Genomic DNA, 25,145 nt, shown 5'->3' on the forward strand with positions numbered 1-25,145 from the left:
CGGTGGTGCTGTTCCAGCCGGCGCCGCCGTCGCCGAACAGCCAGCCGCCGTCGCCGCCGTCGGGGTTGTCCTCGGTGCCTGCGGCGCCGTTGCCGATGACCGTCGAGCCGAACAGTGTGTTGATGACGCCGTTGACCTGGCTGCCCAGGTCGCTGTTGATCCAGGTTTGGGTGGCGTCATTTAGCACGGCGTAGAAGTCGAAGCCCACCGCCGGTCCCGGTTCGGCCAGTGCGGCCAGCGCGGCATCCCAGTGCTCCGCTGACAGGAAGGACTCCCATGCGGTCGCGTCGAATACGGCCTCGCCGTCGAATGCGCCCGCAGTGGTCACAAACGGGTCGAACAGCACGTCCATCATGTCGCCGAGGTCGGCCTGCGCCGGCGCGGCCGGGACGGTCAAGGCCAGCAACGCGGCGACCCCGACAACCTTGCTACCCACGACCTTGCTGCGGCGACGAGCCATCTCGGCAGACCCTTCCCAGGACGCGCGCTGTTTCTGAGGCGCGTCTGAGAAGGGTAGACGAGTTACTTATCGCGCGGAAGGGTCCGCGGTAAAACGTGCCGGTTCAAGCCAATCAACACTGGGTCGAGGCGCGGATCCATTCGCGACGGGCGTCGCTTTGACCTGCGCCACACGCCGCGGCGGCGCGCAGCAGTTGAACCGCCCGCTGCTCGTCGCGGTGGCCGCCGCGCGGCTGGGCATGCAGGCAGGGCTGCGTGTTCATGTTCAATACCTCCTGCAGGTCACGCATAGAGAACTGCAGTACGCGACTGCCCGGGGTCGGTCAGTGCACACAGCTAGTCAACGACGCTGCCGCGTAAATATTTCCGAGCGGCAGAGTGAGGCTGCGCACGGCGAGCGCCGTACTGTGATCGCCGTCACCCCGCCTTGGCGATCACGTGCTCGGCGAATCGTTCCAGGTTGCGGATCTTGTCGTCCAGCGGCTCGGTGTCGGGACCGACGATGTAGGGAATCCGGAATCCCACGATGACGTCGGTCACCCCCTTGTCCTCCAGCCGCTTGATCCCGTCGAGGGTGAATCCGTCGGTAGAGATCACGTGGATCTCGAACGGGCCGGACCGACCTTCCTCCTCGCGCAGCTGCTTCAGCCGTGCGATCAGGCCGTCGAGCTCGGCCGGGTCACCGCCGCCGTGCATCCAGCCGTCGTTGCGCGCGGCGCGACGCAGGGCGGCGTCGGCGTGGCCACCGATCAGGATCGGGATGGGCTTCGCCGGCGCCGGGGTCATCTTGGTCTTGGGTATGTCGTAGAACTCGCCGTGGAACTCGAAGTAGTCGCCAGTGGTGAGCCCGCGGATGACGTCGATGCATTCATCCATCCGCTTGCCGCGTCGGGCGAACGGCACCCCCATCAGCTCGTAGTCCTCCGGCCACGGACTGGTGCCGACACCCAGGCTCAGCCGGTCGCCGATCATCGCGGCCAGCGAACCGGCCTGCTTGGCCACCAACGCCGGCGGGCGGATCGGCAGCTTGACCACGAACGGTGTGAACCGCAGCGTGCTGGTGACCGCGCCCAGCGCCGCGATCAGCACGAACGTCTCGATGAATGCCTTGCCGTCCAAAAACTCCCGGTTGCCGTCGGGGGTATAGGGATACTTCGAGTCCGACTCGAACGGGTAGGCGATGCTGTCCGGGATCGACATGCTGTGGTAGCCGGCCGCCTCGGCGGCTTTGGCGAGCGGGATGTAATAGCTCGGGTCGGTCATCGCCTCGGCATAGGTGAATCGCACGTCGTCTCCTCGGTGGTCGCTGGGCGTACTCTTTGAGGAGCTTAGACCCGAGGCGGCATCGCGATTTCGACGTCCTCCAACGGGAACGGTGGATATCCGCCGGCGCCGGAAACCGTCAGCGTCCCCCACGGCGTCCGCTCGGCGACCCGCCCGTCCGCGGTGTGCTCACCGACCCGGATGCTGACCTTGGAGCCGGTCGCATTGCTTCCCGGTAGGTCGACGAAAAACGTGCCTTGCCAATGGTATTGACCGTCAATGGGATCGAAGTGGCCCGCCAGTCGCACCCTGGTCGGGTAGTCCTGGCCGTTGTGGGTCAATATCGCCGGCCCGTCATAGACCTCGGTGTCGGTGCTCTCCGATCCAGTCAGATAGAACCGGGAGAGCCCGCGGGTCGGCAAATACCGGCGCACCCGCACCCGCGCGGGGCGGGCCTCGATGCGGCTGGCTCCACTGCGGCGCATGCCGTCGACGAGCCGGGCCACGTACCGGGCCTGCCGGCGGGTGTGCGGGCCGGGGATCCGGAACCGGTTGGGCATGCCGTGGGCGGCGACGACGCCGTCCGGCGAAGCGGCGGCGTGGATGATCACCCGGGCGGTGAGCCGCTCACCGTCGGCGGCGATCACCGTCCAGGTGTCGCTGCCGCTGTCGAACCGGGTCGCCGCATCCGGGCCGACGACCCGGGCGGCGTCGAGCAGTCCGTGCAGGCGGGCCGGGTCGCCCAGCACGACCACCTCGCAGCTGTCGTTGTGGCTCACAGGAATCCGGCTCGCCGCCACATCCGCCGCGCCAGTCGGCCCATCAACCCGACCTCTTCGAAGAAGGCGGCCAATGGTGCGAACGACGAGCGGCAGGCGGCGTGGAAGTGCGGGTTGGCCCGGGCCACCCGGCGGGCTTCACGTCCGTCCAGGCCGACCCGGTTGTAGACGATCGGCAGGGTGAACAGGTGGTGGTAGAACGGCCCGCCGACACCCTGCAGGTTCGCCAGCATGGCACGGCGATAACGCGGCATCGCCGGGACGCTGCGCCGCAGGCCGTCCCGGGCGTACTGGATGTGGCGGGCTTCCTCGGTGACGTGGATGCGCATCACTCGCCGCACGAGCGGCTGCAGCTCCGGATCATCGAGGATCTGGCGTTGCAGCGCGTCGAAGATCTCCTCGCCGACCAGGGCCGCACCCCACAGGATGCTGCCGCGGAACAAGAACGGCAGCGAGTTGATGACGATGCGCTGATAGAGCTTCGGGCGCACCGGCACCCCACCGATCCGGTCGATGGTCTTGCCGAACATCAGCATGTGACGGGTCTCGTCGCCCAGCTCGGTCAACGAGTAATGCGTGGTGCGTGAAGTCGGGTTCTTGTGCATCATGTCGCGCAGCAGGGCCTGGTTGAGGATGTTCTCGAACCAGACGCCGGCCGAGAGCACGTTGACCAGCTCTTGGCGCGACATCTCGATCTGCTGCTCGCGGGTCATCGACTCCCACAGCTCGGTGCCGTAGAGGGTGCACATCCGCGGCGGCAAGAAGAACTTGTCCGGGTCGATGTCGGCGTCCCAGTCGATGTCGACGACGGGGGCGTAGGACTTCTTCACCGAACCCTTCAGCAGGCGCTCGGCGAACTCCTCGCGGGACGGGCCGCTGGGCCGCGTGACAGTGGTCATCGGGAATCCCTTCTCGATTTGGTCCCTAAAGGTAGGAGCCGCCACCAAAGATGTCAATACCGACGGTACCGGATACTTGCGGTCCGGGTGTGGCGGATGCCGCCCCATGCGCGGCTCAGCTAAGTTTTGCTCAGCGCATTCACAAACAGGCGTTAACTTTGAGCTGCCGTCACGCGTAATCCCTGCCACAATTGTGGCCATGCGTGGAGGTCTGGCGGACCGAAAAGCGGAGAACGTCGCAGTGGTCGCCTTCCTCGAACGCGTCCTGGTCGAACCGGGAACGCTGGTGCTCGAAGGCGAGGCCGGGATCGGCAAGTCGACCCTGATGTGGGAGGCGGCAGAGGCTGCGGTCGCGGCCGGATACTGGTGGTCTCGGCGGTGGGCGCTCCAACGGAGGTGCGCTACGCCTACGCGGCGGTCGCCGACCTGCTCGCCGGTATCGATGACAAGGTGCTCGCCGAGCTGCCCGGTCGGCAACGCGCGGCATTGGATCGGGTCCTGTTGGGCGGTGGCGATGGGCCGGCCGGCGATGAGCGGCTGGTGGCCACCGCGTTCCTGGCGGCGATCCGCCGCATGAGTTCGGCTGCGCCGGTGTTGCTTTGCGTCGACGACGCCCAGTGGCTGGACATGTCGAGCCAAGCGGTGATCGGGTTCGCGGAACGCCGGTTCATCGGCCGGGTCGGTTTGTTGGTCACGGTCCGGACCGGTCCTCAGGGCGCCGCCGACCTGAGCTGGCTGAGCCCGGCCCGTCCCGGATCGTTGGCGCGGCTGCGTATCGGCCCGCTGACGTTGGGCGGTGTGCACGCTCTGATATCTGCACGGCTGGGGCGTACATTGCCGCGGCCGTCGATCACCCGGATTTACGAGATCTCCGGTGGTAACCCATTTTTCGCCCTCGAGCTGGCGCGGTTCATCGCCGAGCAGCCAGACCGGTCCGCGGTCGAGCTCCCCGACGCCCTGGCCGCGCTGGTTCGGCACCACATCGGTTGCCTCGACGATGACGTCGCCGCGGTGCTGTTGGCCGCGGCGTGTGCTGCCGTGCCGACCGTCGAGCGGGTGAGTCAGGCCACCGGCATCGGTGCTGACCGCGTTGTCGAGCTGGCCGAATCGGAGCAGGTCGGCGGCGTGGTCGAGCTCGTCGGTAACGAGATACGATTCCGACATCCCCTTTTTGCCACCGGTGTCTACAGCGCCGCCGGGCCGTCGGTGCGTCGGTCCATGCACCGCCGGCTGGCCAACATCGCCGAAGAGCCCGAGCTGCGGGCGCGCCACTTGGCACTGGCGGCCACCATCGCCGATCCGGACACGGTGCGAGCTCTCGACGAGGCCGCCGCCGCCACCCGTTCGCGCGGGGCTCCGGCGGTGGCCGCTGAGTTGATCGAGTTGGCCATCAAGCTCGGTGGCGACACTCCGGTGCGCCGGATTCAGGCCGCTGAACAGCATTTCCGCGCCGGTGAGCTCGCCCGGGCGCGTTCTCACCTGGAATCGGCGTTGGGTGTTTTGCCCTCGGCGAACCCGTTGCGCTGCATGGCGCTGATGGCTCTGGCCGCGGTCATCGGTTTTGACGAGAACTTGGTGGCGGCCGCCGATCTGCTGACGCAGGCCGTCGATGAAGCCGCCGATCATCCGGTGTTGCAGCTGCGGGCACGGCTGCTGCTGGTACCGCTGACTGGTCTGATCGGCGACATGAAGGGATCTGTTGCCCTGGCGAAAACCGCTGTGACACAGGCCGAACAACTGGATTCCGCAGCACTGCGCAGCCAGGCGCTGACAATCGAAGTGGTGGTCGCGACGATGTACGGTCTCGGCGTGGACTGGCCGGCCCTTCAGTTGGCGCTCGACTTGGAGGACCAGGACGCTCGCGCGCCGGCCACCTATCAAGCCAGCGCCGTCGCGCCGGTGATAGGGGCCTGGAGCGGAGACCTGGTGGCGGCGCGGGACCAGTTGCGCGACGTCCACGAGCGTTTCTTGCTGCAGGGCACCGAGATCGACATCCTGTGGGCGGCCGACTTTGCCGCGATGATCGAGTTGTGGTCGGGGCGCTTCGCGGCGGCGGCCGACATCGCCGCAGACTGCACGCAGCGTGCCGAGCAGCTGGGCGGTCAGACCCTGCTCATCCAAGCCTGGGCCACGCAGGCGGTGATCGCTGCCCACCAGGGCCGCGAAGCGGATACGCGCAACGCGGCATACGCCGTCTTCGAAGCGACGCGTGCCACCGGCGGGGTGCACCAGTCGGGTGCTGCGGCGACGGCTTTGGGGTTGCTAAAGGTGTCACTGAGCGACTACGCGGCTGCTATCGCGGTGCTCGAACCGCTGCTGGCTTCTTTCGATCCCGAGCACGGCACCGAGATCAGCGTCGGGTCCTATCTTCCCGATGCAGTGGAAGCACTGGCCGGGCTCGGTCGGCTCGATGAGGCTGAACCCTTGATCGCTGCGCTCGAACGCAACGGAGCGGGTCACGACCGGCCAGGGATGCTGGCCGTAGGCGCCCGCGGGCGCAGCCACTGGCTGTCTGCGCGCGGTGAGCTCGGCGCCGCCGAGGAGGCCGCCGAAGAAGCGTTGCGACATCACGAACGGCTGCCGATGCCGTTTGAAAAGGCGCGCACCCAGTTGTTGCTGGGCCAGGTTCAGCGCCGTCGCCGCCACAAGCAGGCCGCCCAGGCCAGCCTGCGCGAAGCGGTGGAGACGTTCGAACGCCTCGGGGCGCCACTGTGGGAGCGACGCGCCCGCGCCGAGCTGGACCGGCTGTCCGCGACCTCGGCGGGTGCCGAGCTGACCGCCGGTGAGCGACGAGTCGCCGAGCGCGCTGCGGCCGGACTGTCCAATAAGCAGATCGCCGCCGAGTTGTTCATCGCCCCCAAGACGGTGGAGATGACGTTGAGCAGCGTGTACCGCAAGCTGGGCATCCGCTCCCGTGCCGGGCTGTTCGCGGCGTTGAACTCCGGAGATGTCCAGGGAAAACCCTGATTCACTTTCGGCGCTGACTCACTAGCGTCGACTGGGTGAGCGACAGCGGGCCGGCGCGCCAATGCTTCCTGGTCGAGTGGTATCAGCCTGACCTGATCGACGCGGCCGTGGACGCCGCCATCGATCGGCTCGTCGACGCCGCGGCCGCCGTGAACGCGCAGGTGCTCGTCACGCTGACCTCGCCCAGCGACGAAACCCTGTTCGGGGTGGTCGCGGCGGACTCTGTCGATGCCGTCGCGACGGCCTGCCGGCAAGCCGGCTGGCACATCGACCGGATCACGGCCGGGGTGCGGGCGCGTCTCGGAGTCAGTGCGGACTAGCGGGCCGGACGAAAAGCCGGTTCTTCGTCGCACCGTGCGGCAAGATCTACCCATGGCAGCATTCCTGATCCGTGCCGCGCTGACCGGGTTGGCGCTGTGGATCGTCACGCTGATCGTTGGCGGAATCCGCTTCGTCGGCGGTGACACCACGGCTCAGCGGATCGGCATCATCTTCGTCGTCGCGGTGATCTTCGGGCTGGTCAACGCCTTCATCAAACCGGTGGTGCAGCTGCTGTCGATCCCGCTCTACATTCTCACGCTGGGACTGTTCCACATCGTGATCAACGCGTTCATGTTGTGGCTGACCGCGTGGATCACCGAGAACACCACGCATTGGGGGCTGCAAATCGACCACTTCTGGTGGACGGCCATCTGGGCGGCAATCGTGCTGTCGCTGGTGAGCTGGGTGCTGTCGCTGGTGCTGCGAGACGCCCGGCGGATCACCCGCTGACCGGGCAGACTCGAGTGCATGCCGGAACTGCCCGAAGTCGAAGCCCTCGCCGACCACCTGCGCGGGCATGCCGTGGGTTGCAGCATCGGCCGCATCGACGTGGCGGCGTTCTCGGTGCTCAAGACCTTCGATCCACCGATCGACGCGTTGCACGGCCAGACCGTCACTGGGGCGCGCCGCTGGGGTAAGTACCTCGGCCTGGAAGTCGGCGACCTGTTCCTGATCGCGCACCTGTCCCGGGCGGGCTGGCTGCGCTGGTCGGACAAGCTGGCGCCGGCGCCGCTGCGCCCCGGGAAAGGTCCGATCGCGCTGCGGGTGCACCTGGGCACGCCGGGGCAGGCGCCGGGGTTCGACCTCACCGAGGCAGGCACCCAGAAACGCCTGGCGGTCTGGCTGGTCGACGACCCGGACAAGGTTTCGGGCATCGCCGGTCTCGGTCCCGACGCGTTGGAGGTGACGGCCGACGAGTTGGGCGCGCAGCTGGCCGGCAACACCGGGCGGATCAAGACAGTCATCACCGACCAAAAGGTGCTCGCCGGTATCGGCAACGCCTACAGCGATGAAATCCTGCACACCGCACGTCTTTCGCCGTTCGCCACCGCCGCCAAGTTGTCCGAGGAACAGGTCGCCGGCCTGCACCAGGCGATGCAAGCGGTTCTCGCCGACGCGGTGACCCGTTCCGTCGGCCAGCAGACCGCCACGCTCAAGGGGGAGAAACGCTCCGGGATGCGGGTGCACGCCCGGACCGGGTTGCCGTGTCCGGTCTGCGGCGACACCGTTCGAGAAATATCGTTTGCCGATAAGTCTTTTCAGTACTGCCCGACCTGTCAGACGGGCGGCAAAGTGCTGGCTGACCGACGGATGTCGCGGCTGCTCAAGTAGGCTGACCCCGCGGTTGTTTGACAACCGCGGTTCCGGGATACGCTGCCCGGGTGACCCGCCGCAGAATCCTCATCACCGGCGCCAGCTCAGGACTGGGTGCAGGTATGGCCCGCGCATTCGCCGCACGTGGCCGCGACCTGGCCCTGTGCGCCCGCCGGATCGATCGGCTTGAGGAGCTGAGAGATGAACTGGGCCAGCAGTATCCCGGTGTCAAGGTCTCGGTGGCTGCCCTCGACGTCAACAACCATGATGAGGTGCCCAAGGTGTTCGCCCGGTTCGCGGATGAACTCGGCGGAATCGACCGGGTCATCGTCAACGCCGGGATCGGCAAGGGCGCCCCGCTGGGATCAGGCAAGTTGTGGGCCAACAAGGCGACCATCGAGACCAACCTCCTTGCCGCACTGGTACAGATCGAGACCGCGATCGAGATGTTCACCGCCGCCGGCGGCGGGCATCTGGTGCTGATCTCCTCGGTGCTGGGCAACAAGGGGGTGCCTGGTGTCAAGGCGGCCTACGCGGCCAGCAAGGCCGGGGTGTCATCACTGGGCGAGTCGCTGCGTGCCGAGTACTCGAGCGGCCCGATCAAGGTCACGGTGCTCGAACCGGGCTACATCGAATCGGAGATGACGGCCAAGTCAGCGTCCACAATGTTGCTGGCGGACAACGAAACCGGGGTCAAGGCGATGGTGCGCGCGATCGAACGCGAAACCGGCCGCGCGGTGGTGCCGCCGTGGCCGTGGGTTCCGCTGGTGTGGCTGCTGCGCCGAATGCCGGCGCGATTCACCAAACGCTTCGCCTGAGGCCCGCCGTCTCGGCGTGTCGCGTCGTCAGATTCTCAGTCGTGGGGTTGGTCAGCCGCGGCCCGCTCAGCCGGCTCGGCCGCGGTCCACTCGGTAGCGACGCACCAGTGCATCGGTGGAGCTGTCGGTCTGCGGCTGCGGGGAGGCGTCGTCGGTCAGCACCGGCAGCAGCGCCTTGGCCTGCGTCTTGCCCAACTCCACGCCCCACTGGTCGAAGGAGTCGATACCCCACACCACGCCCTCGGTGAACACCTGATGCTCGTAGAGCGCGATCAGCTGGCCCAGCACCGACGGCGTGAGCCGGGTGGCCAGAATCGAGGTGGTCGGCCGGTTACCCGGCATCACCTTGTGCGGCACCACATCTGCGGGAGTTCCCTCGGCGGCGATCTCCTCGGCGGTCTTGCCGAACGCCAACACCTGGGTCTGGGCGAAGAAGTTGCTCATCAACAGGTCGTGCATGCTGCCGGTGCCGTCGGCGGTGGGCAGGTCATCGAGGGGTTGGGAGAAGCCGATGAAATCGGCCGGCACCAGCCGCGTGCCCTGGTGCAGCAGTTGATAGAACGCGTGCTGGCCGTTGGTTCCCGGCTCGCCCCAGAAGATTTCGCCGGTGTCGGTGACGACCGGGGTGCCGTCGGCGCGGGTCGACTTGCCGTTGGATTCCATGGTGAGCTGCTGCAGGTAGGCCGCGAACCGGTCCAGGTCGTTCGAGTAGGGCAGCACCGCCCGGGACTGGGCGCCGAAGAAGTTGGAGTACCACAGCCCGATCAGACCGAGCAGTGCCGGCGCATTGGATTCCAGTGGCGCGGTGCGGAAATGCTCGTCGACGATGTGGAAGCCGGACAGGAATTCGGCGAAGCGCTCGCGGCCGATCACGGCCATCACCGACAGCCCGATCGCCGAGTCCACCGAGTACCGGCCACCGACCCAGTCCCAGAAGCCGAACATGTTCGCGGTGTCGATACCGAACTCCTCGACCAGCCGGGCATTGGTGGAGACCGCCACGAAATGCTTCGACACCGCGTCGTCGCCCAGCGCATCGGTCAGCCAGCGCCGGGCCGCGGTGGCGTTGGTCAGGGTCTCCAGCGTCGAGAACGTCTTGGAGGCCACGATGAAAAGCGTTGTGGCGGGGTCTAAGCCGGTCAGCTTCGCGGTCAGGTCAGCGGGATCGACGTTGGAGACGAACCGCGCTGAGATGCCGGCGTCGGCGTAATGGCGCAACGCCCGGTCGACCATTACCGGGCCCAGATCCGAGCCGCCGATACCGATGTTGACCACGGTCTCGATGCGTTTTCCGGTAGCGCCGGTCCAGTCTCCGCCGCGGAGCCGGTCGGTGAACTCGCCCATCGCGTCGAGCACGGCATGCACGTCGGCGACCACGTCCTGGCCATCGACATGCAGATCGGCGTCGCGCGGCAACCGCAACGCGGTGTGCAGCACCGCCCGGTCCTCCGACGTATTGATGTGCACCCCGGCGAACATCGCGTCGCGGCGCTCCTCCAGGCCGGCCGTCCGGGCCAGGTCGACCAGGAGGCTCACCGTCTCGCCGGTGATGCGGTGCTTGCTGTAGTCGATGTAGAGATCGCCGACGGCGATGGTGAACTTCTCGCCCCGGTCGGGATCGTCGGCGAACAACTGCCGCAGGTGGGTGTCGCCGATCCGCTGGTGATGGTTGCGCAACGCGTCCCAGGCCGCGGTGGCGGAGATGTCGGGGATGTGTGGAACGGAGCTCATCACACCGACAGTAGCGGCGACACCGCGTCGGGGCGTGGCCCTCAGTGACCGAGCCGGCCGCGGCCCATTCGCAGCAGCAGCATCGCCAGATCCTTGCCGTCCTGGCCGAGCTCGCTGTAACGCTCGAGCACCTGCATCTCGCGACTGTGCACCAAGCGGGTGCCCCCGGACGCCATCCGGGCTTTACCGATCTGCTGGGACACCTCGGTACGGCGTTTCACCGCCGCCAGGATCTCGGCGTCGAGCCGGTCGATCTCCTGGCGCAGTTCGTCGATGTCCGGAAGCTGCTGAGTTTGGTTGGTCATGGGTTCGGACTCCAGATTCTCGCTGTTGGTGTGTTCTGGTCCCATCGGCGATCCGGCCTCACACAACAGACGAGCCCCGGGTCGGCGAAGCGGACCCCGGGGCTTGACGTTGCAGCTAAACCACGGGCACCGCTGACCGGTACCCGTAGAAAAATCGTTGCTGCATGTCGAGCACGAACCGAGTCTGCCACTAAGGGCCGTGCCAGCGCAAAGAGTGTCCCTGCCCGGCGGTACGTTGGGTTGCGTTATGACCGTGCATGCGACGCCAGAAATCGATCACCTCCTCGACGGGCTCAACCCCCAGCAACGCCGTGCCGTGCTGCACGAGGGTTCCCCGCTGCTGATCGTCGCCGGGGCCGGCTCGGGCAAGACCGCGGTGCTCACCCGGCGCATCGCCTACCTGCTGGCCGCCCGCGACGTCGGCGTGGGGCAGGTGCTGGCCATCACCTTCACCAACAAGGCCGCCGCCGAGATGCGGGAACGGGTGGTGGGGCTCGTCGGCCCGCGGGCGCGGGCGATGTGGGTGTCGACGTTTCACTCCACCTGCGTGCGGATCCTGCGCAACCAGGCGTCGGTGGTTCCCGGGCTGAACTCCAACTTCTCCATCTACGACGCCGACGACTCGCGCCGGCTGCTGTTGATGATCGGCCGCGACATGGGCCTGGACGTCAAGCGGCACTCGCCGCGGCTGCTTGCCAACGCCATCTCGAACCTGAAGAACGAGCTGATCGACCCCGACCGGGCGCTGGCCGACCTCACCGAGGACTCCGACGACCTGAGCCGGGTGGTGGCCGCGGTCTACGTCGAATACCAGCGTCGGCTGCGCTCGGCCAACGCGCTGGACTTCGACGACCTGATCGGCGAGACGGTCGCGATCCTGCAGGCGTTCCCGGAGATCGCCCAGCATTACCGGCGCCGGTTCCGGCACATCCTGGTCGACGAGTATCAGGACACCAACCATGCGCAATACGTGCTGGTGCGCGAGCTGGCCGGGCACGGCCAGGAATCGGGTGACATCTCGCCGGCGGAGCTGTGCGTGGTCGGTGACGCCGATCAGTCGATCTACGCCTTCCGCGGGGCCACCATCCGCAACATCGAGGACTTCGAACGCGACTACCCCGACGCCACGACCATGCTGCTGGAGCAGAACTACCGCTCCACGCAGAACATCCTGTCGGCGGCCAACGCGGTGATCGCCTGTAACTCCGGGCGCCGGGAGAAACGGCTGTGGACCGACGCCGGCGACGGCGAGCTGATCGTCGGCTATGTCGCCGACAACGAACACGACGAGGCGCGGTTCGTCGCGCAGGAGATCGAGGGGCTGTCGGACGCGGGGGAGCTCAACTACGGCGACATCGCGGTGTTCTACCGCACCAACAACTCGTCACGGTCGCTGGAAGAAGTGTTCATCCGGACCGGCATTCCGTACAAAGTCGTTGGCGGCGTGCGTTTTTACGAGCGCAAGGAGATCCGCGACATCATCGCCTACCTGCGGGTGCTGGACAACCCCGGTGATGCGGTCAGCCTGCGGCGCATCCTCAACACGCCGCGCCGCGGGATCGGGGACCGCGCCGAGGCGTGCGTGGCGGTGCACGCCGAGAACACCGGCACCGGCTTCGGCGCCGCACTACGTGCGGCCGCGGAGGGGCAGGTACCGATGCTCAACACCCGGTCGCAGAATGCGATCGCCGGATTCGTCGCGATGCTCGATGAGCTTCGGGCGCAGCTGCACTCCGGCGACGACGACCTCGGCGGTCTGGTCGAGCTGGTGCTGGATCGTACCGGCTACCGGGCCGAGCTGGAAGCCTCCACCGACCCGCAGGATCTCGCCCGGCTGGACAACATCAACGAACTGGTCAGCGTCGCACACGAATTCAGCATCGACCGGGCCAACGCGCTCGCCGAACAGGACAGCCTGCCCGAGGAGGAGGACATCCCCGACGTCGGGGTGCTGGCGGCGTTTTTGGAGCGGGTCTCGCTGATCGCCGACACCGACGAGATCCCCGAACATGGCGCCGGCATGGTCACGCTGATGACGCTGCACACCGCCAAAGGCCTGGAGTTCCCGGTGGTGTTCGTCACCGGCTGGGAGGACGGCATGTTCCCGCACATGCGGTCGCTCGGCGATGCCCGCGAGCTGTCCGAGGAACGCCGGCTGGCATACGTCGGCCTCACCCGGGCGCGGCAACGGCTCTACCTGTCCCGCGCGAAGGTGCGCTCGTCGTGGGGCCAGCCCATGCTGAACCCGGAATCACGTTTCTTGCGGGAGATCCCGCAGCAGTTGATCGACTGGCGGCGTACCGATGCCGCTGCGTCGCCGAGTGCTCCGGTCAGCGGTGCCGGCCGGTTCGGGACGCCCAGACCGGCACCGACGGCCCCGAGCCGCTCCGGCAACCGGCCGCTGGTGGTGCTGGCGCCCGGAGACCGGGTTTCGCACGACAAGTACGGGCTGGGCCGGGTGGAAGAAGTGTCCGGCGTCGGGGAGTCGGCGATGTCGCTGATCGACTTCGGCAGTTCCGGGCGGGTCAAACTGATGCACAACCACGCGCCGGTCACCAAGCTTTAGCGCCGGGTCACCGCCGCGGTCAGACGCCGAGCCAGCGCCGGGTGGCCGGGTGCAAGGCGAGCACGACGGTGACGGCCTGGATGATCGGTATGGCGTGCACGATCCACGGCACCCGGGCGCCCGCGAGGAACAGGCTGCCGAAAGTCAGCAGCGCAATCACGGCCCCGATCGCGATCAGGTAGCGGCCGAGCGGGCGTCGCAGCAGCAGCATGATCACGCCGGAAATCGACGTCACCGCGAACACCAGGCTCAAGAATCCGACCGCGACGCAGAACAGCCGGTCGGTATGCCACCAGCTGGCGATCAGATCGGTGGTCACCACCGAGGTGGCCCAGCATCCGATGATGGCGAACACGCAGGCGCTGATCGCCACCGTCGCCGACGGCAGTCGGGTTCCGACCGGCTGGAGCGCTTCGGACGGAAGCATCGCCGGCGGTATCCGCCCGGTGACGATCGGAATGGCACCGGTCGGGGCCCGCCGAATGATGCGACTGGGTGTACTGGCCGGGTTATCGCCGGAACGAGCCGCGCCGGTGGGCGGAGGGTGGCGGTCGGTCACCCAACCAGGTTAAGCGAAATTGATCCCGCGCTTGGCGAGCCAGGCGGTCGGGTCGATCCGGCTGGTGCCGTTCTGCAGCACCTCGAAGTGCAGGTGCGGGCCGGTGGAGTAGCCGCGGTTGCCCATCTCGGCGATCTGATCGCCGGCCATCACGCGCTCGCCGACGCTGACCAGCGACCGGTTGATGTGACCGTAGAGCGTCACGGTGCCGTCAGAATGACGCAGTTTGACCAACATGCCGTAGCCGGCGCTGGCACCGGACTCGATCACGACGCCGTCGGAGGCCGCCACGATCGGGGTGCCGATGGCATTGGCGATGTCGATGCCGGCGTGCAGCACACCCCAGCGGTAGCCGAAGTTCGAGGTGAATGCGCCCTGGGTCGGCGCGACGAACAGCGGCCGCTGCAGCCGGGCCTCACGCTCGGCGCGCTCCTGCGCGTAGGCCACCCCCTTGGCCAGTTCCTCGTTGTGCACGACGACATTGGCCGCGGCCTTGACGGTGATCATCTGCATGCCGTGGCTGGAGGTGGTGGTGCCGTCGTTCAGCGTCGTCTTGCTGGCAGCCAGCACGGCGGGCCGCGAGACCGTCTCGTCCGACTGGTGGGTGGCGGCGTGCGCGGCGGCGGCTGCCGCTCCGGCGGCCATGGCGGCGATCATCACGCGGCTCTTGACCGCACTGGTGGGCTGGCTGCGGTGTCGTCCGCCACGAGCGGGCCGGACCGGCAGGTCGGCTGCGCTGCGCGGACCGTAGAGGTACTCGTCGGGGTAGCCGCCACGAGGGAAGGCCAGCTGCAGGACCGGCATGTTGTCGGTGTCGGTCAGATCATCCAGCTCCGGGGCCAGCAGCACCTCGGATGCGTCGTCGAAGGCATTGCCGCTGATAGTGGCGGCGTCGAGCCGTCCGAACTCGTTGAACGGGATGATGTCGGTGACCTCGGTGGGGCCGGGAACCGAAGACCGGGCCGCAGTGCCGTTCCAATGGCGGCGGGGGGCTCCACCGGGAATCGGGCGCAAGGGCGATCCGTGCTGCATCAGCCTGGAAGATCCTCTGGTCGTGATCAGAACGTTATAAAGACCTGGACTTGGGAACGGTAACCAGTTCCGCGCCGCCTAGGCAAGCTATCGGTCAAATACAGCCTGGAATGTGAAACGAATCACGTTATTTCCGGCGGTGAGATCTACCACAGCGGTGGTAGGGGAGTTCGGAACGTCGCCATCGTGTCGATACAGTGCCTCCGGGGCGAAATCCTCCTCAATCCGAAACCGCCGGCGCGCCGGCACCCATATAAGACAGTGAGCCCATGGATCTATTCGAGTATCAGGCGAAGGAACTGTTCGCTAAGCACAACGTACCGACCACGCCGGGCCGGGTAACCACCTCGGCCGAGGACGCCAAGGCCATCGCCACCGAGATCGGTCGGCCCGTCATGGTGAAGGCCCAGGTCAAGGTCGGTGGCCGCGGCAAGGCCGGTGGTGTCAAGTACGCCGCCACCCCGGAAGACGCGTTCAGCCACGCGCAGAACATCCTCGGTCTGGACATCAAGGGCCACGTCGTCAAGAAACTGCTGGTGGCCGAGGCGAGCGACATCGCCGAGGAGTACTACATCTCGTTCCTGCTCGACCGCTCCAACCGCACGTACCTGGCCATGTGCTCGGTCGAGGGCGGCATGGAGATCGAAGAGGTCGCCGCGACCAAGCCCGAGCGGCTGGCCAAGGTCCCCGTCAACGCGGTCAAGGGCGTCGACCTGGCGTTCGCCCGCTCGATTGCCGAGCAGGGCCACCTGCCCGCCGAGGTGCTCGACGCCGCCGCGGTGACCATCCAGAAGCTGTGGGAGGTCTTCGTCGCCGAAGACGCCACGCTCGTCGAGGTCAACCCGCTGGTGCGCACCCCCGATGACCAGATCCTGGCGCTGGACGGCAAGGTCACCCTCGACGGCAACGCCGAGTTCCGCCAGCCCGGCCACGCCGAGTTCGCCGACATCGAGGCGACCGACCCGCTGGAGCTCAAGGCCAAGGAGAACGACCTCAACTACGTCAAGCTCGACGGCCAGGTCGGCATTATCGGCAACGGCGCCGGCCTGGTCATGTCCACGCTGGACGTCACCGCCTACGCCGGTGAGAAGCACGGCGGCGTCAAGCCGGCCAACTTCCTCGACATCGGCGGCGGCGCCTCCGCGGAGGTGATGGCCGCCGGCCTGGATGTGATCCTGGGCGACCAGCAGGTCAAGAGCGTGTTCGTAAACGTGTTCGGTGGCATCACCGCCTGCGACGCGGTGGCAAACGGAATCGTGTCGGCGCTGAAGATCCTCGGCGACGCGGCCACCAAGCCGCTGGTGGTCCGGCTCGACGGCAACAACGTCGAGGAGGGCCGGCAGATCCTGGCCGACGCCAACCACCCGCTGGTGACGCTCGTCGACACCATGGACGAGGCCGCCGACAAGGCCGCTGAGCTCGCGTACGCCGGAAAGGACGCATAAGCATGTCGATCTTCGTCAACAAGGACAGCAAGGTCATCGTCCAGGGCATCACCGGCAGCGAGGCCACCGTCCACACCGCCCGGATGCTGCGGGCCGGCACCCAGATCGTCGGCGGGGTCAACGCCCGCAAGGCCGGCACTGTAGTCACCCACTTGGACAAGGACGGCAAGGGTGTCGATTTGCCGGTGTTCGGCGGCGTGGCCGAGGCCATGGAGAAGACCGGCGCCGACGTGTCCATCGCGTTCGTGCCGCCGAAGTTCTCCAAGGACGCGATGATCGAGGCGATCGACGCCGAGATCCCGCTGTTGGTCGTCATCACCGAGGGCATCCCGGTGCAGGACAGCGCCTACGCGTGGGCGTACAACGTGGACAACGGTGAGAAGACCCGGATTATCGGGCCGAACTGTCCGGGCATCATCACCCCGGGTGAGTGCCTGGTGGGCATCACCCCGGCCAACATCAGCGGCGCCGGTCCGATCGGCCTGGTGTCGAAGTCCGGCACGCTGACCTACCAGATGATGTACGAGCTGCGGGACTTCGGGTTCACCACCGCGATCGGTATCGGCGGTGACCCGGTGATCGGCACCACCCACATCGACGCCATCGAGGCGTTCGAGAAGGACCCTGCCACCAAGGTCATCGTGATGATCGGCGAGATCGGCGGCGACGCCGAGGAGCGCGCGGCCGACTACATCAAGGCCAATGTCACCAAGCCGGTCGTCGGCTATGTCGCCGGCTTCACCGCGCCGGAGGGCAAGACCATGGGCCACGCCGGTGCCATCGTGTCCGGTTCGTCGGGCACCGCGGCCGCCAAGCAGGAGGCGCTGGAGGCCGCCGGGGTGAAGGTCGGCAAGACCCCGTCGGCAACCGCGGCGCTGGCTCGGGAGATCCTGCAAAGCCTGTAGGCGTTTCTTTGGCGCGAGCAGACGTGAACGCACCCAAATCCGTGCTAATCCGGGGGCGTTCACGTCTGCTCGCCGTAGACGAGGTGAGCACATGAGCATCGATCCGCGCACGCCCGTCGTCGTCGGTGTGGGCCAGGCCGCCGAACGCATCGACGACACCGACTACCGCGCCATGTCGCCAGTGGAGTTGGCCGCTGCCGCCGCGCAGGCCGCACTGGTCGATTCGGGTGTCGAGCCCTCCCGTGTGGCGCATGCCATCGACACGGTGGTGGCCACCCGGCAGTTCGAGAATTCGATCCCGAAAGCGCCTGCGCCACTGGGCAAGTCGAACAATTTCCCGCGCTCGGTGGCCCGGCTGATCGGGGCGGATCCGGCTCGGGCGGTGCTGGACAAGGTGGGCGGTCAGGGGCCGCAGAAGCTGCTCAGCGAGTTCGCCGCCGAGATCGCCGCGGGCACCACCGACGCGGTGCTGCTGTGCGGATCGGATGCGACCTCGACGCTACGGCACTTCGCCAAGCGCGACGACAAGCCGGATTTCAGCGAGACCATCGACGGTCAGCTCGAAGACCGTGGTTACGGCCTGGAGGAGTTCGTCGAGCACTACACCGTCATCCACGGGCTCACCGGTGCACCGGTGCAGTACGGGCTGCTGGAGAACGCCCGGCGTGCCCGGCTGGGCATGGGCACGGCCGACTATCTGCAGGCCATGGGGGAGCTGTTCGCCCCGATGTCCAAGATCGCTGCGAAGAACCCGTTCTCGGCCTCGCCGGTGGAACGCTCGGTCGATGAGCTGACCACCATCAGCACCACCAACCGGATGATCTGCGACCCCTACCCGCGGCTGCTGGTGGCGCGCGACCAGGTCAACCAGGGTGCCGCGGCGCTGCTGATGTCGGTGGCGGCAGCCCGGCGCCTGGGTGTGCCCGAAGACCGCTGGGTGTATCTGCACGGCCACGCCGACATGCGTTCTCAGCGCCTGCTGGAACGCACCGACCTGGGCGCCTACCCGGCCGCCGTGGCGGCCACCACTGCGGCGCTCGCGATGGCCGGCATCGGCTTCGACGACATCACGGCGATGGATCTCTACAGCTGCTTTCCGGTTCCGGTGTTCACCATCTGCGACGCCTTCGGTCTTGCCGGTGACGACCGCCGCGGGTTGACGCTGACCGGCGGGCTGCCGTTCTTCGGCGGCGCCGGCAACAACTACTCGATGCACGCCATCGCCGAGGCGGTCGCGGTAGCCCGAAGCGCCCCGGGGCAATTCGCGTTCGTCGGCGCCAACGGCGGCATGATGAGCAAGTATTCGGCCGGCGTGTACTCGGCTGCCCCGGCGCCGTGGACACCAGATCGCAGCGCCGAACCGCAGGCCGAGCTCGACGCCGCGCCCAAGGTGGCAGTCACCGAGCGGGCCGAAGGTCCGGCGACGATCGAGACCTACAGCGTCCGCTACGACTGGGAGACCCGGACCGGCATCATCATCGGCCGGCTCGACGCCGACGGCAGCCGGTTCCTGGCGACCACCGAGGACGACGATCTGGTGGCGCTGCTCTCCGACGGCGAGCCGCTGGGAACGCCCATCACGGTGCGCGCCCTGGACTACGGCAACCGCTGCTCGTTGCGCTGAGATTTTCCCGCCGAACAGTCCGCGCTAGGAACTGAGCCCGAGCTTGCCGGCCAAGCGCTCGACGTAAGCAGCCACCTCGGCTTCGGACTTGTCCGGGAGCCCGAACAGCACCTCGGTGACCCCGATTTCGGCCCAGTGCGCGATCTTCTCGGGCACCGGCTTGAAGTCCAGCGCGACGATCTGCGGTGCGCCCTCGCGGCCGGCGCCCGCCCAGACGTCCTGCAGCAGCTTCACCGGTTCGTCGATGTCGAAGTCGCGCGGCGTGGTGATCCAGCCGTCGGCGCTGCGGGCGATCCACTTGAAGTTCTTCTCGGTGCCGGCCGCACCCACCAGCACCGGAATGTGCGCCTGCACCGGCTTGGGCCACGCCCAGCTGGGACCGAAGTTGACGAACTCGCCCTCGAAGGAGGCTTCCTCTTCGGTCCACAGCGCGCGCATCGCCTCCAGATACTCGCGCAACATGGTGCGTCGGCGCCCCGGCGGCACCCCGTGATCAGCCAGTTCGTCGGTGTTCCAGCCGAACCCGACTCCCAGGCTGACCCGTCCACCGGAGAGGTGATCGAGCGTGGCGATCGATTTCGCCAGGGTGATCGGATCATGCTCGACCGGCAGCGCCACCGCGGTGGACAACCGCACCCGTGACGTCACCGCACACGCGGTTCCCAGGCTCACCCAGGGATCCAGGGTGCGCATATAGCGGTCATCGGGCAGCGACTCGTCGCCGGTGGTCGGATGGGCGGCCTGGCGCTTGACCGGAATATGGGTGTGTTCGGGCACGTAAAACGTGGTGAATCCATGGTCATCGGCGAGTTTGGCGGCCGCCGCCGGGGTGATTCCACGGTCACTGGTGAACAGCACAAGCCCGTAATCCATGTCCGTGATTAGAACGTGTTCTTGTTCTGGGGGCAACCGCGGGTCCCCTTACCGCGCGGTTATCGCGCGGTGCTGACCCACCGGCCACAGCCGCAAGTGCGCTAGCGTGGATGATCGAACCGCGCCGCCCCGCCGCACCGGCCCACAAGCACAGGAGAGGTCATGACCTACCCGCCCGGGAATCCCGGTTTCCAGCCTGCCCAGCCGCCCGGCTCCTACGGACAGTCGCCCCCGTCGTTCGCCAAGTCCGGCGGCGACACCGAGAGCAAGTTGCCGCTGTACCTGCAGATCGCCGTGGTGGTGTTGGGTTTCGGTGTGTACCTGGGGAATTTCGGTCCGATCGTGACCGTCACCGATGGTGAATTCCCGTTGATCCTCGGCGACGCCGGTCATACGGTTCCGCTGGCGCTGCTGGCGGCGCTGTTGGCCGGGGCGGGCCTGTTGCCCAAGGCGAAGGTCTATACCGCTGTGGTCGCCGCGATCGCCACGCTGGCAGCGTTGCTGGCGATTGCAACCATCGCCGAGGCGGGCGAGAACTACGAGATCGGCTGGGGACTCTGGCTGGTGTTGACCTTCAGCGTCCTGCAGGCCGTCGCCGCCGTCGGATCGCTGTTGCTCGAGGCCGGCGTCGTCACCGCTCCGGCTCCGCGCCCCAAGTACGACCCCTACGCGCAGTACGGGCTGCCGCCGGGCGGCAACTACTACGGCCAGCAGGGTTACGGACACCAGGGTTCGCAGCAGTCCGGCTACCCCTCGTACGGCAACTACCCGTCCGCGCCGTCCAGCGGAGGCTTCGGCGCCCAGTCGGCACCGCCGACCGGCGGATTCAATTCCGGCCCCCAGCAGGCGCAGTCGGCTCAGCAGGGCCCGCCCACGCCGCCGACCGGCTTCCCCAGCTTCAGCCCACCGCCGAGCGGTGGTTCGGGCGGTTCCTCGACGGGCGGCCAGGGCTCCGCGACGGGCGGCCAGAGCGGATCCGGGCAGGATCAGGGCTCGACCGGTGGCCAGCAGTCGCAGGGCGGCTCCGCCCCGTCGGGGCCGGCGCAGTCCTGACGCGCGCCGGCGCGCCGAGTCGATCGTGCTCGCAGCGTGACACCGGTGGCAGGCGGTAAACCAGCCTCGAACCCGACCCGCGACCTGGTGCGGGTTGCGTTCGGTCCCTCCGTCGTGGCGTTGACGGTCATCGCAGCGGTGACGCTACTGCAGTTGCTGATCGCCAACAGCGACATGACCGGGGCATCCGGCGCCATAGCCAGCATGTGGCTGGGGGTGCATCAGGTGCCGATCTCGATCGACGGTCGGGAACTGGGCGTGTTGCCGCTGCTGCCGGTGCTGCTGATGGTGGCCGGCACCGCGCGGACCACCGCGCAGGCCACCTCCGAGGGCGCCTCCTGGTTCGTTGTCCGCTGGATCGTGGCATCGGCATTGGGCGGCCCACTGTTGATCGCGGCGATCTCGTTGGCGGTCATCCACGATGCCGCGTCGGTCATCACCGAGTTGCAGACCCCGCAGGCGCTGAACGCCTTCACGCACGTGTTGGTGGTCCATGCGATCGGCGCCGCGATCGGGGTGGGATCGCGGATGGGCCGGCGGGTGCTGGCCGAGACGCCGCTGCCGAGCTGGCTGGCCGACTCACTGCGGGCCGCCGCCGCCGGCATGCTGGCGTTGTTCGGGCTGGCCGGCGCCGTGACGGTCATCTCGCTGGTCGTGCACTGGGGAACCATGCACGAGCTCTACGCGATCACCGATTCGTTGTTCGGCCAACTCAGCCTCACCCTGCTGGCGGTGCTGTACGTGCCCAATGTGGTGGTCGGCGCCGCAGCGATGGCGGTCGGATCGAGCGCGCACATCGGGCCGGCGTTGTTCAGCGCGTTCACCGTGCTCGGCGGCGACATCCCGGCGGTGCCGATCCTGGCGGCGGCGCCCACCCCGCCGCTGGGCCCGGTCTGGGTGGCGCTGCTGATCATCGGCGCCGCCTCGGGTGTCGCAGTCGGCCAGCAGTGTGCGCGCCGGGCGCTGCCGTTGCTTCCCGCCTTGGCCAAGGTCGTGAGCGCCGCGTTCATCGCCGCGGTGGCGATGGCGCTGCTCGGGTTCGCCGGCGGGGGCCGGTTGGGCAACTTCGGCGACGTCGGGGTGGACCAGGCCACCTTCGGCCCGGCAGTGTTCGGCTGGTTCGCTGCGATCGGTGCGCTGACCGTCGTGATGGTCGGCGGGGTCGCGCGAGGCACGGCCGGGACGCCCCCGATGTCGCCGACGGCTCCGCACCGCGCCGCAGACGCCGACAGCCTCCCGCAGCCCGACTCGCAGCCCGAATCGGCGCCGGAGCCGGCCCCGGCCCAGGTCGAGGTCGTCGATCCCGAGGAACCCGGCCGGCTGTTCGAGCCCGACGAGCTGTTCGAGCCCGACGAGGTGGCCGGCGGCGCCGAGCTGAGCTGGACGCCCGAGCCCGATGCGCCGCGGCAGTTCGAATCGCAGGCACCGACCGAGCCGCCCGGGCCGCTGGAAGATCCCGAAGACCTGATGTTCACCGACGACGACGGATTCGACACCAGAAATTGAGGACTTCGGTCCCTTATATCCGGACCGGCGGCCTGGTCGCATAGGGACATGACCCATGCCGTAAGCGCCGCCGACGTCGGTGTCCGGAATCTGCACAGCCTGGCGCGCGCACGTGCCGAGCTGCTGACGCGGCTGGTGCTGCCGCCCGGGCACGACCCGATCCTCGATGTCATGGCGATGATCTGGCTGGATGGCGCCGCGGCCGGTTTTCAGATGGTCGAGCACCCGGCGCCGGCCGGGCTGACCACGCCGTTGGCCGGCGCGCTGTACGACAGGCTGGCGGGCGCCGAGCTGTGCAGCGAATACGAGGAATTCCCGGAGCTGGACGACTCGGATTTCCAGGACCTGGCGTGCGGACGGGTGGAGAAGATCAGCCACGGCATCCACCCGGCCGGGCATCCCGACGTGATCTGGGACAAGGTGGAGATCTGGACCGACGGGGTGGCCGCCGCCCTCAGGATCAGCCGGGACGAAGCCCGGCAACAGGCCTGATTGTCCGGCCGGCCTGCACGCTAGGCTCCTTCACGTGCAACCGATCCACGTGGCCCCGAGCGTTCCGGCCCGGCTGGTGGTGTTGGCGTCGGGGACCGGATCGCTGCTGGAGTCGCTGCTGGCTGCGGCGGTCGGTGACTACCCTGCGCGGGTGGTGGCCGTCGGTACCGACCGGGACTGCCGTGCCGTGGAGGTCGCTCGTTCGGCCGGGTTGCCGGTGTTCACCGTGCGAATGGCCGACTTTCCCGACCGGGCGGCGTGGGATCTCGCGCTGGCGGAGGCCACCGAGGCGCACGCCCCCGATCTGGTGGTCTCGGCCGGCTTCATGAAAATCCTGGGGTCACACTTCCTCACCCGGTTCCTGGGGCGCACCGTCAACACGCACCCGGCGCTGCTGCCCGCCTTCCCCGGTGCCCACGCGGTGCCCGAGGCGCTGGCCTACGGAGTGAAGGTCACCGGGTGCACCGTGCATCTGGTGGACGCCGGCACCGATACCGGCCCGGTGCTGGCCCAGGAACCGGTCGCCGTGCTCGACGACGACGACGAAGAAACCCTGCATGAACGCATCAAGACAGTGGAACGCAAGCTTCTGGTGGACGTGCTGGCCGCGCTGGCGACCGGCGGCGTGACCTGGACCGGACGAAAGGCAACCATAGGATGACCGACGGCAAGCGACCGATTCGGCGGGCGCTGATCAGCGTCTACGACAAGACCGGCCTGGTCGACCTCGCCACCGGACTGCATGCCGCCGGGGTGGATATCGTCTCCACCGGGTCCACCGCGAAGACGATTGCGGCCAAGGGTATTCCGGTCACGCCGGTGGAGCAGCTGACCGGCTTCCCGGAGGTGCTCGACGGCCGGGTCAAGACGCTGCACCCGCGGGTGCACGCCGGGCTGCTGGCCGACCTGCGCAAGCCGGAGCATGCCGCGGCGCTGGGCGAACTCGACATCGCTCCGTTCGAGCTGGTGGTGGTCAACCTCTACCCGTTCAGTGAGACCGTGGATTCCGGTGCCGGGATGGATGACTGCGTCGAGCAGATCGACATCGGTGGGCCCTCGATGATCCGGGCGGCCGCCAAGAATCACCCCAGCGTGGCGGTGGTGGTCGACCCACTGGGGTACGACGGTGTGCTGGCCGCGGTCAATGCCGGCGGGTTCACCCTGCCCGAGCGGAAACGACTGGCGTCACTGGCATTTCGCCACACCGCCGAGTACGACGTGGCGGTTGCCGGTTGGATGTCGTCGACGCTGGCGCCGGAGGAGCCACGCCAGCCGATGCCCGAGTGGTTCGGCCGCACCTACCGCCGGGCGGCGCAGCTGCGCTACGGCGAGAACCCGCACCAGCAGGCCGCCCTCTTCTGTGACGGTGGCGCCTGGCCGGGTATAGCCCAGGCTGACCAGCTGCACGGAAAAGAGATGTCCTACAACAACTTCACCGATGCCGACGCAGCCTGGCGCGCCGCATTCGACCACGAAGAGACCTGCGTGGCGATCATCAAGCACGCCAACCCGTGCGGGATCGCGATCTCGTCGGTCTCGGTGGCCGACGCCCATCGCAAGGCGCACGAGTGCGATCCGTTGAGCGCGTTCGGCGGGGTGATCGCGGCGAACACCGAGGTCAGTGCGGAGATGGCGGAGTATGTGAGCACCATCTTCACCGAGGTCATCGTCGCGCCGGCCTATGAGTCGGGCGCGGTCGAGATCCTGGCGCGCAAGAAGAACATCCGGGTGCTGCTGGCCTCCGAACCGCTGCGCGGTGGTGTCGAGTGGCGCCAGATCAGCGGCGGACTGCTGATGCAGGGCCGCGACGGCCTCGACGCAGCCGGCGACAACCCGGTGAACTGGACCCTGGCCACCGGGCCCGCCGCGGATCCGGCCACCATGGCCGACCTGCTCTTCGCCTGGCGCGCCTGTCGCGCGGTCAAATCCAACGCGATCGTCGTCGCCGCCAACGGCGCCACCGTTGGCGTCGGGATGGGCCAGGTCAACCGGGTCGATGCCGCCCGGTTGGCGGTGGAGCGCGGCGGTGACCGGGTGGCCGGGGCGGTGGCCGCCTCCGATGCGTTCTTCCCGTTCCCCGACGGGCTGCAGACGCTGACCGGGGCCGGCGTGAAGGCGATCGTGCACCCGGGCGGCTCCGTCCGTGACGACGAGGTGACCGCGGCGGCCGCCGAGGCCGGGATCACGCTGTATCTGACCGGGGCGCGGCACTTCGCGCACTAGCCTTGACAAAA

23 protein-coding genes and 2 pseudogenes are annotated in these 25,145 nt (G+C 67.9%); 15 read left to right on the forward strand and 10 right to left on the reverse strand.

Annotated elements, in window-relative coordinates; all coding sequences use genetic code 11:
- The 5 genes and pseudogenes from ACAG20_RS19810 to ACAG20_RS19830 all read right to left on the reverse strand — a co-directional run.
- Nucleotides 1–436: pseudogene (locus tag ACAG20_RS19810) on the reverse strand (endoglycoceramidase); the annotation flags it as partial.
- Between the two features lie 136 nt (nucleotides 437–572).
- Nucleotides 573–722, reverse strand: coding sequence for a hypothetical protein (locus tag ACAG20_RS19815; protein WP_165824871.1), 150 nt, complete (start codon nucleotides 720–722; stop codon nucleotides 573–575).
- Between the two features lie 154 nt (nucleotides 723–876).
- Nucleotides 877–1,746, reverse strand: a complete 870-nt coding sequence (locus tag ACAG20_RS19820) for a TIGR03619 family F420-dependent LLM class oxidoreductase (RefSeq protein WP_370493809.1) — start codon at nucleotides 1,744–1,746, stop codon at nucleotides 877–879.
- 41 nt (nucleotides 1,747–1,787) lie between these two features.
- A complete protein-coding gene (locus ACAG20_RS19825; RefSeq protein ID WP_370493810.1) occupies nucleotides 1,788–2,501 on the reverse strand; it encodes a DUF4873 domain-containing protein in 714 nt (237 codons plus the stop codon).
- Complete coding sequence (locus ACAG20_RS19830) at nucleotides 2,498–3,400, reverse strand: diiron oxygenase (protein ID WP_370493811.1); 903 nt, start codon at nucleotides 3,398–3,400, stop codon at nucleotides 2,498–2,500. The genes ACAG20_RS19825 and ACAG20_RS19830 overlap by 4 nt, the downstream gene beginning before the upstream one ends.
- Nucleotides 3,401–3,778: 378 nt before the next feature.
- Between ACAG20_RS19830 and ACAG20_RS19835 the strand changes: the two genes are divergently transcribed.
- The 6 genes and pseudogenes from ACAG20_RS19835 (at nucleotide 3,779) to ACAG20_RS19860 (ending at nucleotide 8,820) form a co-directional block, all read left to right on the forward strand.
- On the forward strand, nucleotides 3,779–6,367 hold the full coding sequence (locus tag ACAG20_RS19835) for a LuxR C-terminal-related transcriptional regulator (protein WP_370493812.1): 2,589 nt from the start codon (nucleotides 3,779–3,781) through the stop codon (nucleotides 6,365–6,367).
- Nucleotides 6,368–6,402: 35 nt separating this feature from the next.
- The gene (locus tag ACAG20_RS19840; RefSeq protein ID WP_370493813.1) at nucleotides 6,403–6,687 is read left to right on the forward strand and encodes a hypothetical protein; all 285 of its coding nucleotides are present in this window, start codon (nucleotides 6,403–6,405) and stop codon (nucleotides 6,685–6,687) included.
- Between the two features lie 52 nt (nucleotides 6,688–6,739).
- The gene (locus tag ACAG20_RS19845) at nucleotides 6,740–7,138 is read left to right on the forward strand and encodes a phage holin family protein (protein ID WP_112683380.1); all 399 of its coding nucleotides are present in this window, start codon (nucleotides 6,740–6,742) and stop codon (nucleotides 7,136–7,138) included.
- 18 nt (nucleotides 7,139–7,156) lie between these two features.
- A pseudogene (locus ACAG20_RS19850) lies at nucleotides 7,157–7,402 on the forward strand (DNA-formamidopyrimidine glycosylase family protein); the annotation flags it as partial.
- A gap of 159 nt (nucleotides 7,403–7,561) precedes the next feature.
- Entirely contained in the window at nucleotides 7,562–8,020 is a 459-nt protein-coding gene (locus ACAG20_RS19855; protein ID WP_370493847.1) for a zinc finger domain-containing protein, read from the forward strand.
- A 50-nt stretch (nucleotides 8,021–8,070) separates the two neighbouring features.
- Nucleotides 8,071–8,820, forward strand: coding sequence for an SDR family oxidoreductase (locus ACAG20_RS19860; RefSeq protein WP_112683378.1), 750 nt, complete (start codon nucleotides 8,071–8,073; stop codon nucleotides 8,818–8,820).
- Nucleotides 8,821–8,886: 66 nt separating this feature from the next.
- Here the strand turns inward: ACAG20_RS19860 and pgi are convergent, their stop codons facing one another.
- Both pgi and ACAG20_RS19870 read right to left on the reverse strand, forming a co-directional pair.
- Nucleotides 8,887–10,551 carry a glucose-6-phosphate isomerase gene (pgi, locus tag ACAG20_RS19865; protein WP_370493814.1) on the reverse strand — a complete coding sequence of 555 codons (1,665 nt, stop codon included), beginning with the start codon at nucleotides 10,549–10,551 and terminating at the stop codon, nucleotides 8,887–8,889.
- Between the two features lie 41 nt (nucleotides 10,552–10,592).
- The gene (locus ACAG20_RS19870) at nucleotides 10,593–10,901 is read right to left on the reverse strand and encodes a chorismate mutase (protein ID WP_112683376.1); all 309 of its coding nucleotides are present in this window, start codon (nucleotides 10,899–10,901) and stop codon (nucleotides 10,593–10,595) included.
- A 202-nt stretch (nucleotides 10,902–11,103) separates the two neighbouring features.
- On the opposite strand from ACAG20_RS19870, the gene pcrA reads away from it, so the two are divergent.
- A complete protein-coding gene (gene pcrA / locus ACAG20_RS19875) occupies nucleotides 11,104–13,422 on the forward strand; it encodes a DNA helicase PcrA (RefSeq protein ID WP_370493815.1) in 2,319 nt (772 codons plus the stop codon).
- Between the two features lie 19 nt (nucleotides 13,423–13,441).
- On the opposite strand, the gene ACAG20_RS19880 is transcribed toward pcrA, so the two are convergent.
- Together ACAG20_RS19880 and ACAG20_RS19885 are read right to left on the reverse strand one after the other, a co-directional pair.
- Nucleotides 13,442–13,981 carry a hypothetical protein gene (locus tag ACAG20_RS19880; RefSeq protein ID WP_370493816.1) on the reverse strand — a complete coding sequence of 180 codons (540 nt, stop codon included), beginning with the start codon at nucleotides 13,979–13,981 and terminating at the stop codon, nucleotides 13,442–13,444.
- Nucleotides 13,982–13,990: 9 nt separating this feature from the next.
- Nucleotides 13,991–15,013 carry a M23 family metallopeptidase gene (locus ACAG20_RS19885; protein ID WP_370493817.1) on the reverse strand — a complete coding sequence of 341 codons (1,023 nt, stop codon included), beginning with the start codon at nucleotides 15,011–15,013 and terminating at the stop codon, nucleotides 13,991–13,993.
- Between the two features lie 269 nt (nucleotides 15,014–15,282).
- Here ACAG20_RS19885 and sucC point away from each other — a divergent pair, with 269 nt between their 5' ends.
- The 3 genes from sucC to ACAG20_RS19900 all read left to right on the forward strand — a co-directional run bounded on the left by sucC (nucleotide 15,283) and on the right by ACAG20_RS19900 (nucleotide 18,987).
- Nucleotides 15,283–16,458, forward strand: coding sequence for an ADP-forming succinate--CoA ligase subunit beta (gene sucC, locus ACAG20_RS19890; RefSeq protein WP_370493818.1), 1,176 nt, complete (start codon nucleotides 15,283–15,285; stop codon nucleotides 16,456–16,458).
- 2 nt (nucleotides 16,459–16,460) lie between these two features.
- Entirely contained in the window at nucleotides 16,461–17,363 is a 903-nt protein-coding gene (gene sucD, locus ACAG20_RS19895; protein WP_370493819.1) for a succinate--CoA ligase subunit alpha, read from the forward strand.
- Between the two features lie 91 nt (nucleotides 17,364–17,454).
- Nucleotides 17,455–18,987 carry an acetyl-CoA acetyltransferase gene (locus tag ACAG20_RS19900; RefSeq protein WP_370493820.1) on the forward strand — a complete coding sequence of 511 codons (1,533 nt, stop codon included), beginning with the start codon at nucleotides 17,455–17,457 and terminating at the stop codon, nucleotides 18,985–18,987.
- 24 nt (nucleotides 18,988–19,011) lie between these two features.
- Here ACAG20_RS19900 and ACAG20_RS19905 read toward each other — a convergent pair whose 3' ends face one another.
- Nucleotides 19,012–19,860 carry an LLM class F420-dependent oxidoreductase gene (locus tag ACAG20_RS19905; protein WP_370493821.1) on the reverse strand — a complete coding sequence of 283 codons (849 nt, stop codon included), beginning with the start codon at nucleotides 19,858–19,860 and terminating at the stop codon, nucleotides 19,012–19,014.
- Between the two features lie 162 nt (nucleotides 19,861–20,022).
- On the opposite strand from ACAG20_RS19905, the gene ACAG20_RS19910 reads away from it, so the two are divergent.
- Genes ACAG20_RS19910 through purH form a run of 5 tightly spaced genes read left to right on the forward strand, consistent with a single transcriptional unit; the run spans nucleotide 20,023 to nucleotide 25,134 of the window.
- Nucleotides 20,023–20,913: a DUF5336 domain-containing protein gene (locus tag ACAG20_RS19910; protein ID WP_370493822.1), complete on the forward strand. Its 891-nt coding sequence runs from the start codon at nucleotides 20,023–20,025 to the stop codon at nucleotides 20,911–20,913.
- A 45-nt stretch (nucleotides 20,914–20,958) separates the two neighbouring features.
- Nucleotides 20,959–22,419: a DUF6350 family protein gene (locus ACAG20_RS19915; RefSeq protein WP_370493823.1), complete on the forward strand. Its 1,461-nt coding sequence runs from the start codon at nucleotides 20,959–20,961 to the stop codon at nucleotides 22,417–22,419.
- Nucleotides 22,420–22,467: 48 nt separating this feature from the next.
- Nucleotides 22,468–22,911, forward strand: a complete 444-nt coding sequence (locus ACAG20_RS19920) for a hypothetical protein (protein ID WP_370493824.1) — start codon at nucleotides 22,468–22,470, stop codon at nucleotides 22,909–22,911.
- Nucleotides 22,912–22,945: 34 nt separating this feature from the next.
- Nucleotides 22,946–23,572 carry a phosphoribosylglycinamide formyltransferase gene (gene purN, locus ACAG20_RS19925; RefSeq protein WP_370493825.1) on the forward strand — a complete coding sequence of 209 codons (627 nt, stop codon included), beginning with the start codon at nucleotides 22,946–22,948 and terminating at the stop codon, nucleotides 23,570–23,572.
- On the forward strand, nucleotides 23,569–25,134 hold the full coding sequence (purH, locus tag ACAG20_RS19930) for a bifunctional phosphoribosylaminoimidazolecarboxamide formyltransferase/IMP cyclohydrolase (RefSeq protein ID WP_370493826.1): 1,566 nt from the start codon (nucleotides 23,569–23,571) through the stop codon (nucleotides 25,132–25,134). Before purN ends, purH begins: the two co-directional genes overlap by 4 nt.
- Nucleotides 25,135–25,145 lie beyond the last annotated feature (11 nt).

Origin of the sequence: Mycobacterium sp. pW045 (assembly GCF_041287085.1) — a bacterium.
Taxonomy (GTDB): Bacteria; Actinomycetota; Actinomycetes; order Mycobacteriales; family Mycobacteriaceae; genus Mycobacterium; species Mycobacterium algericum_A.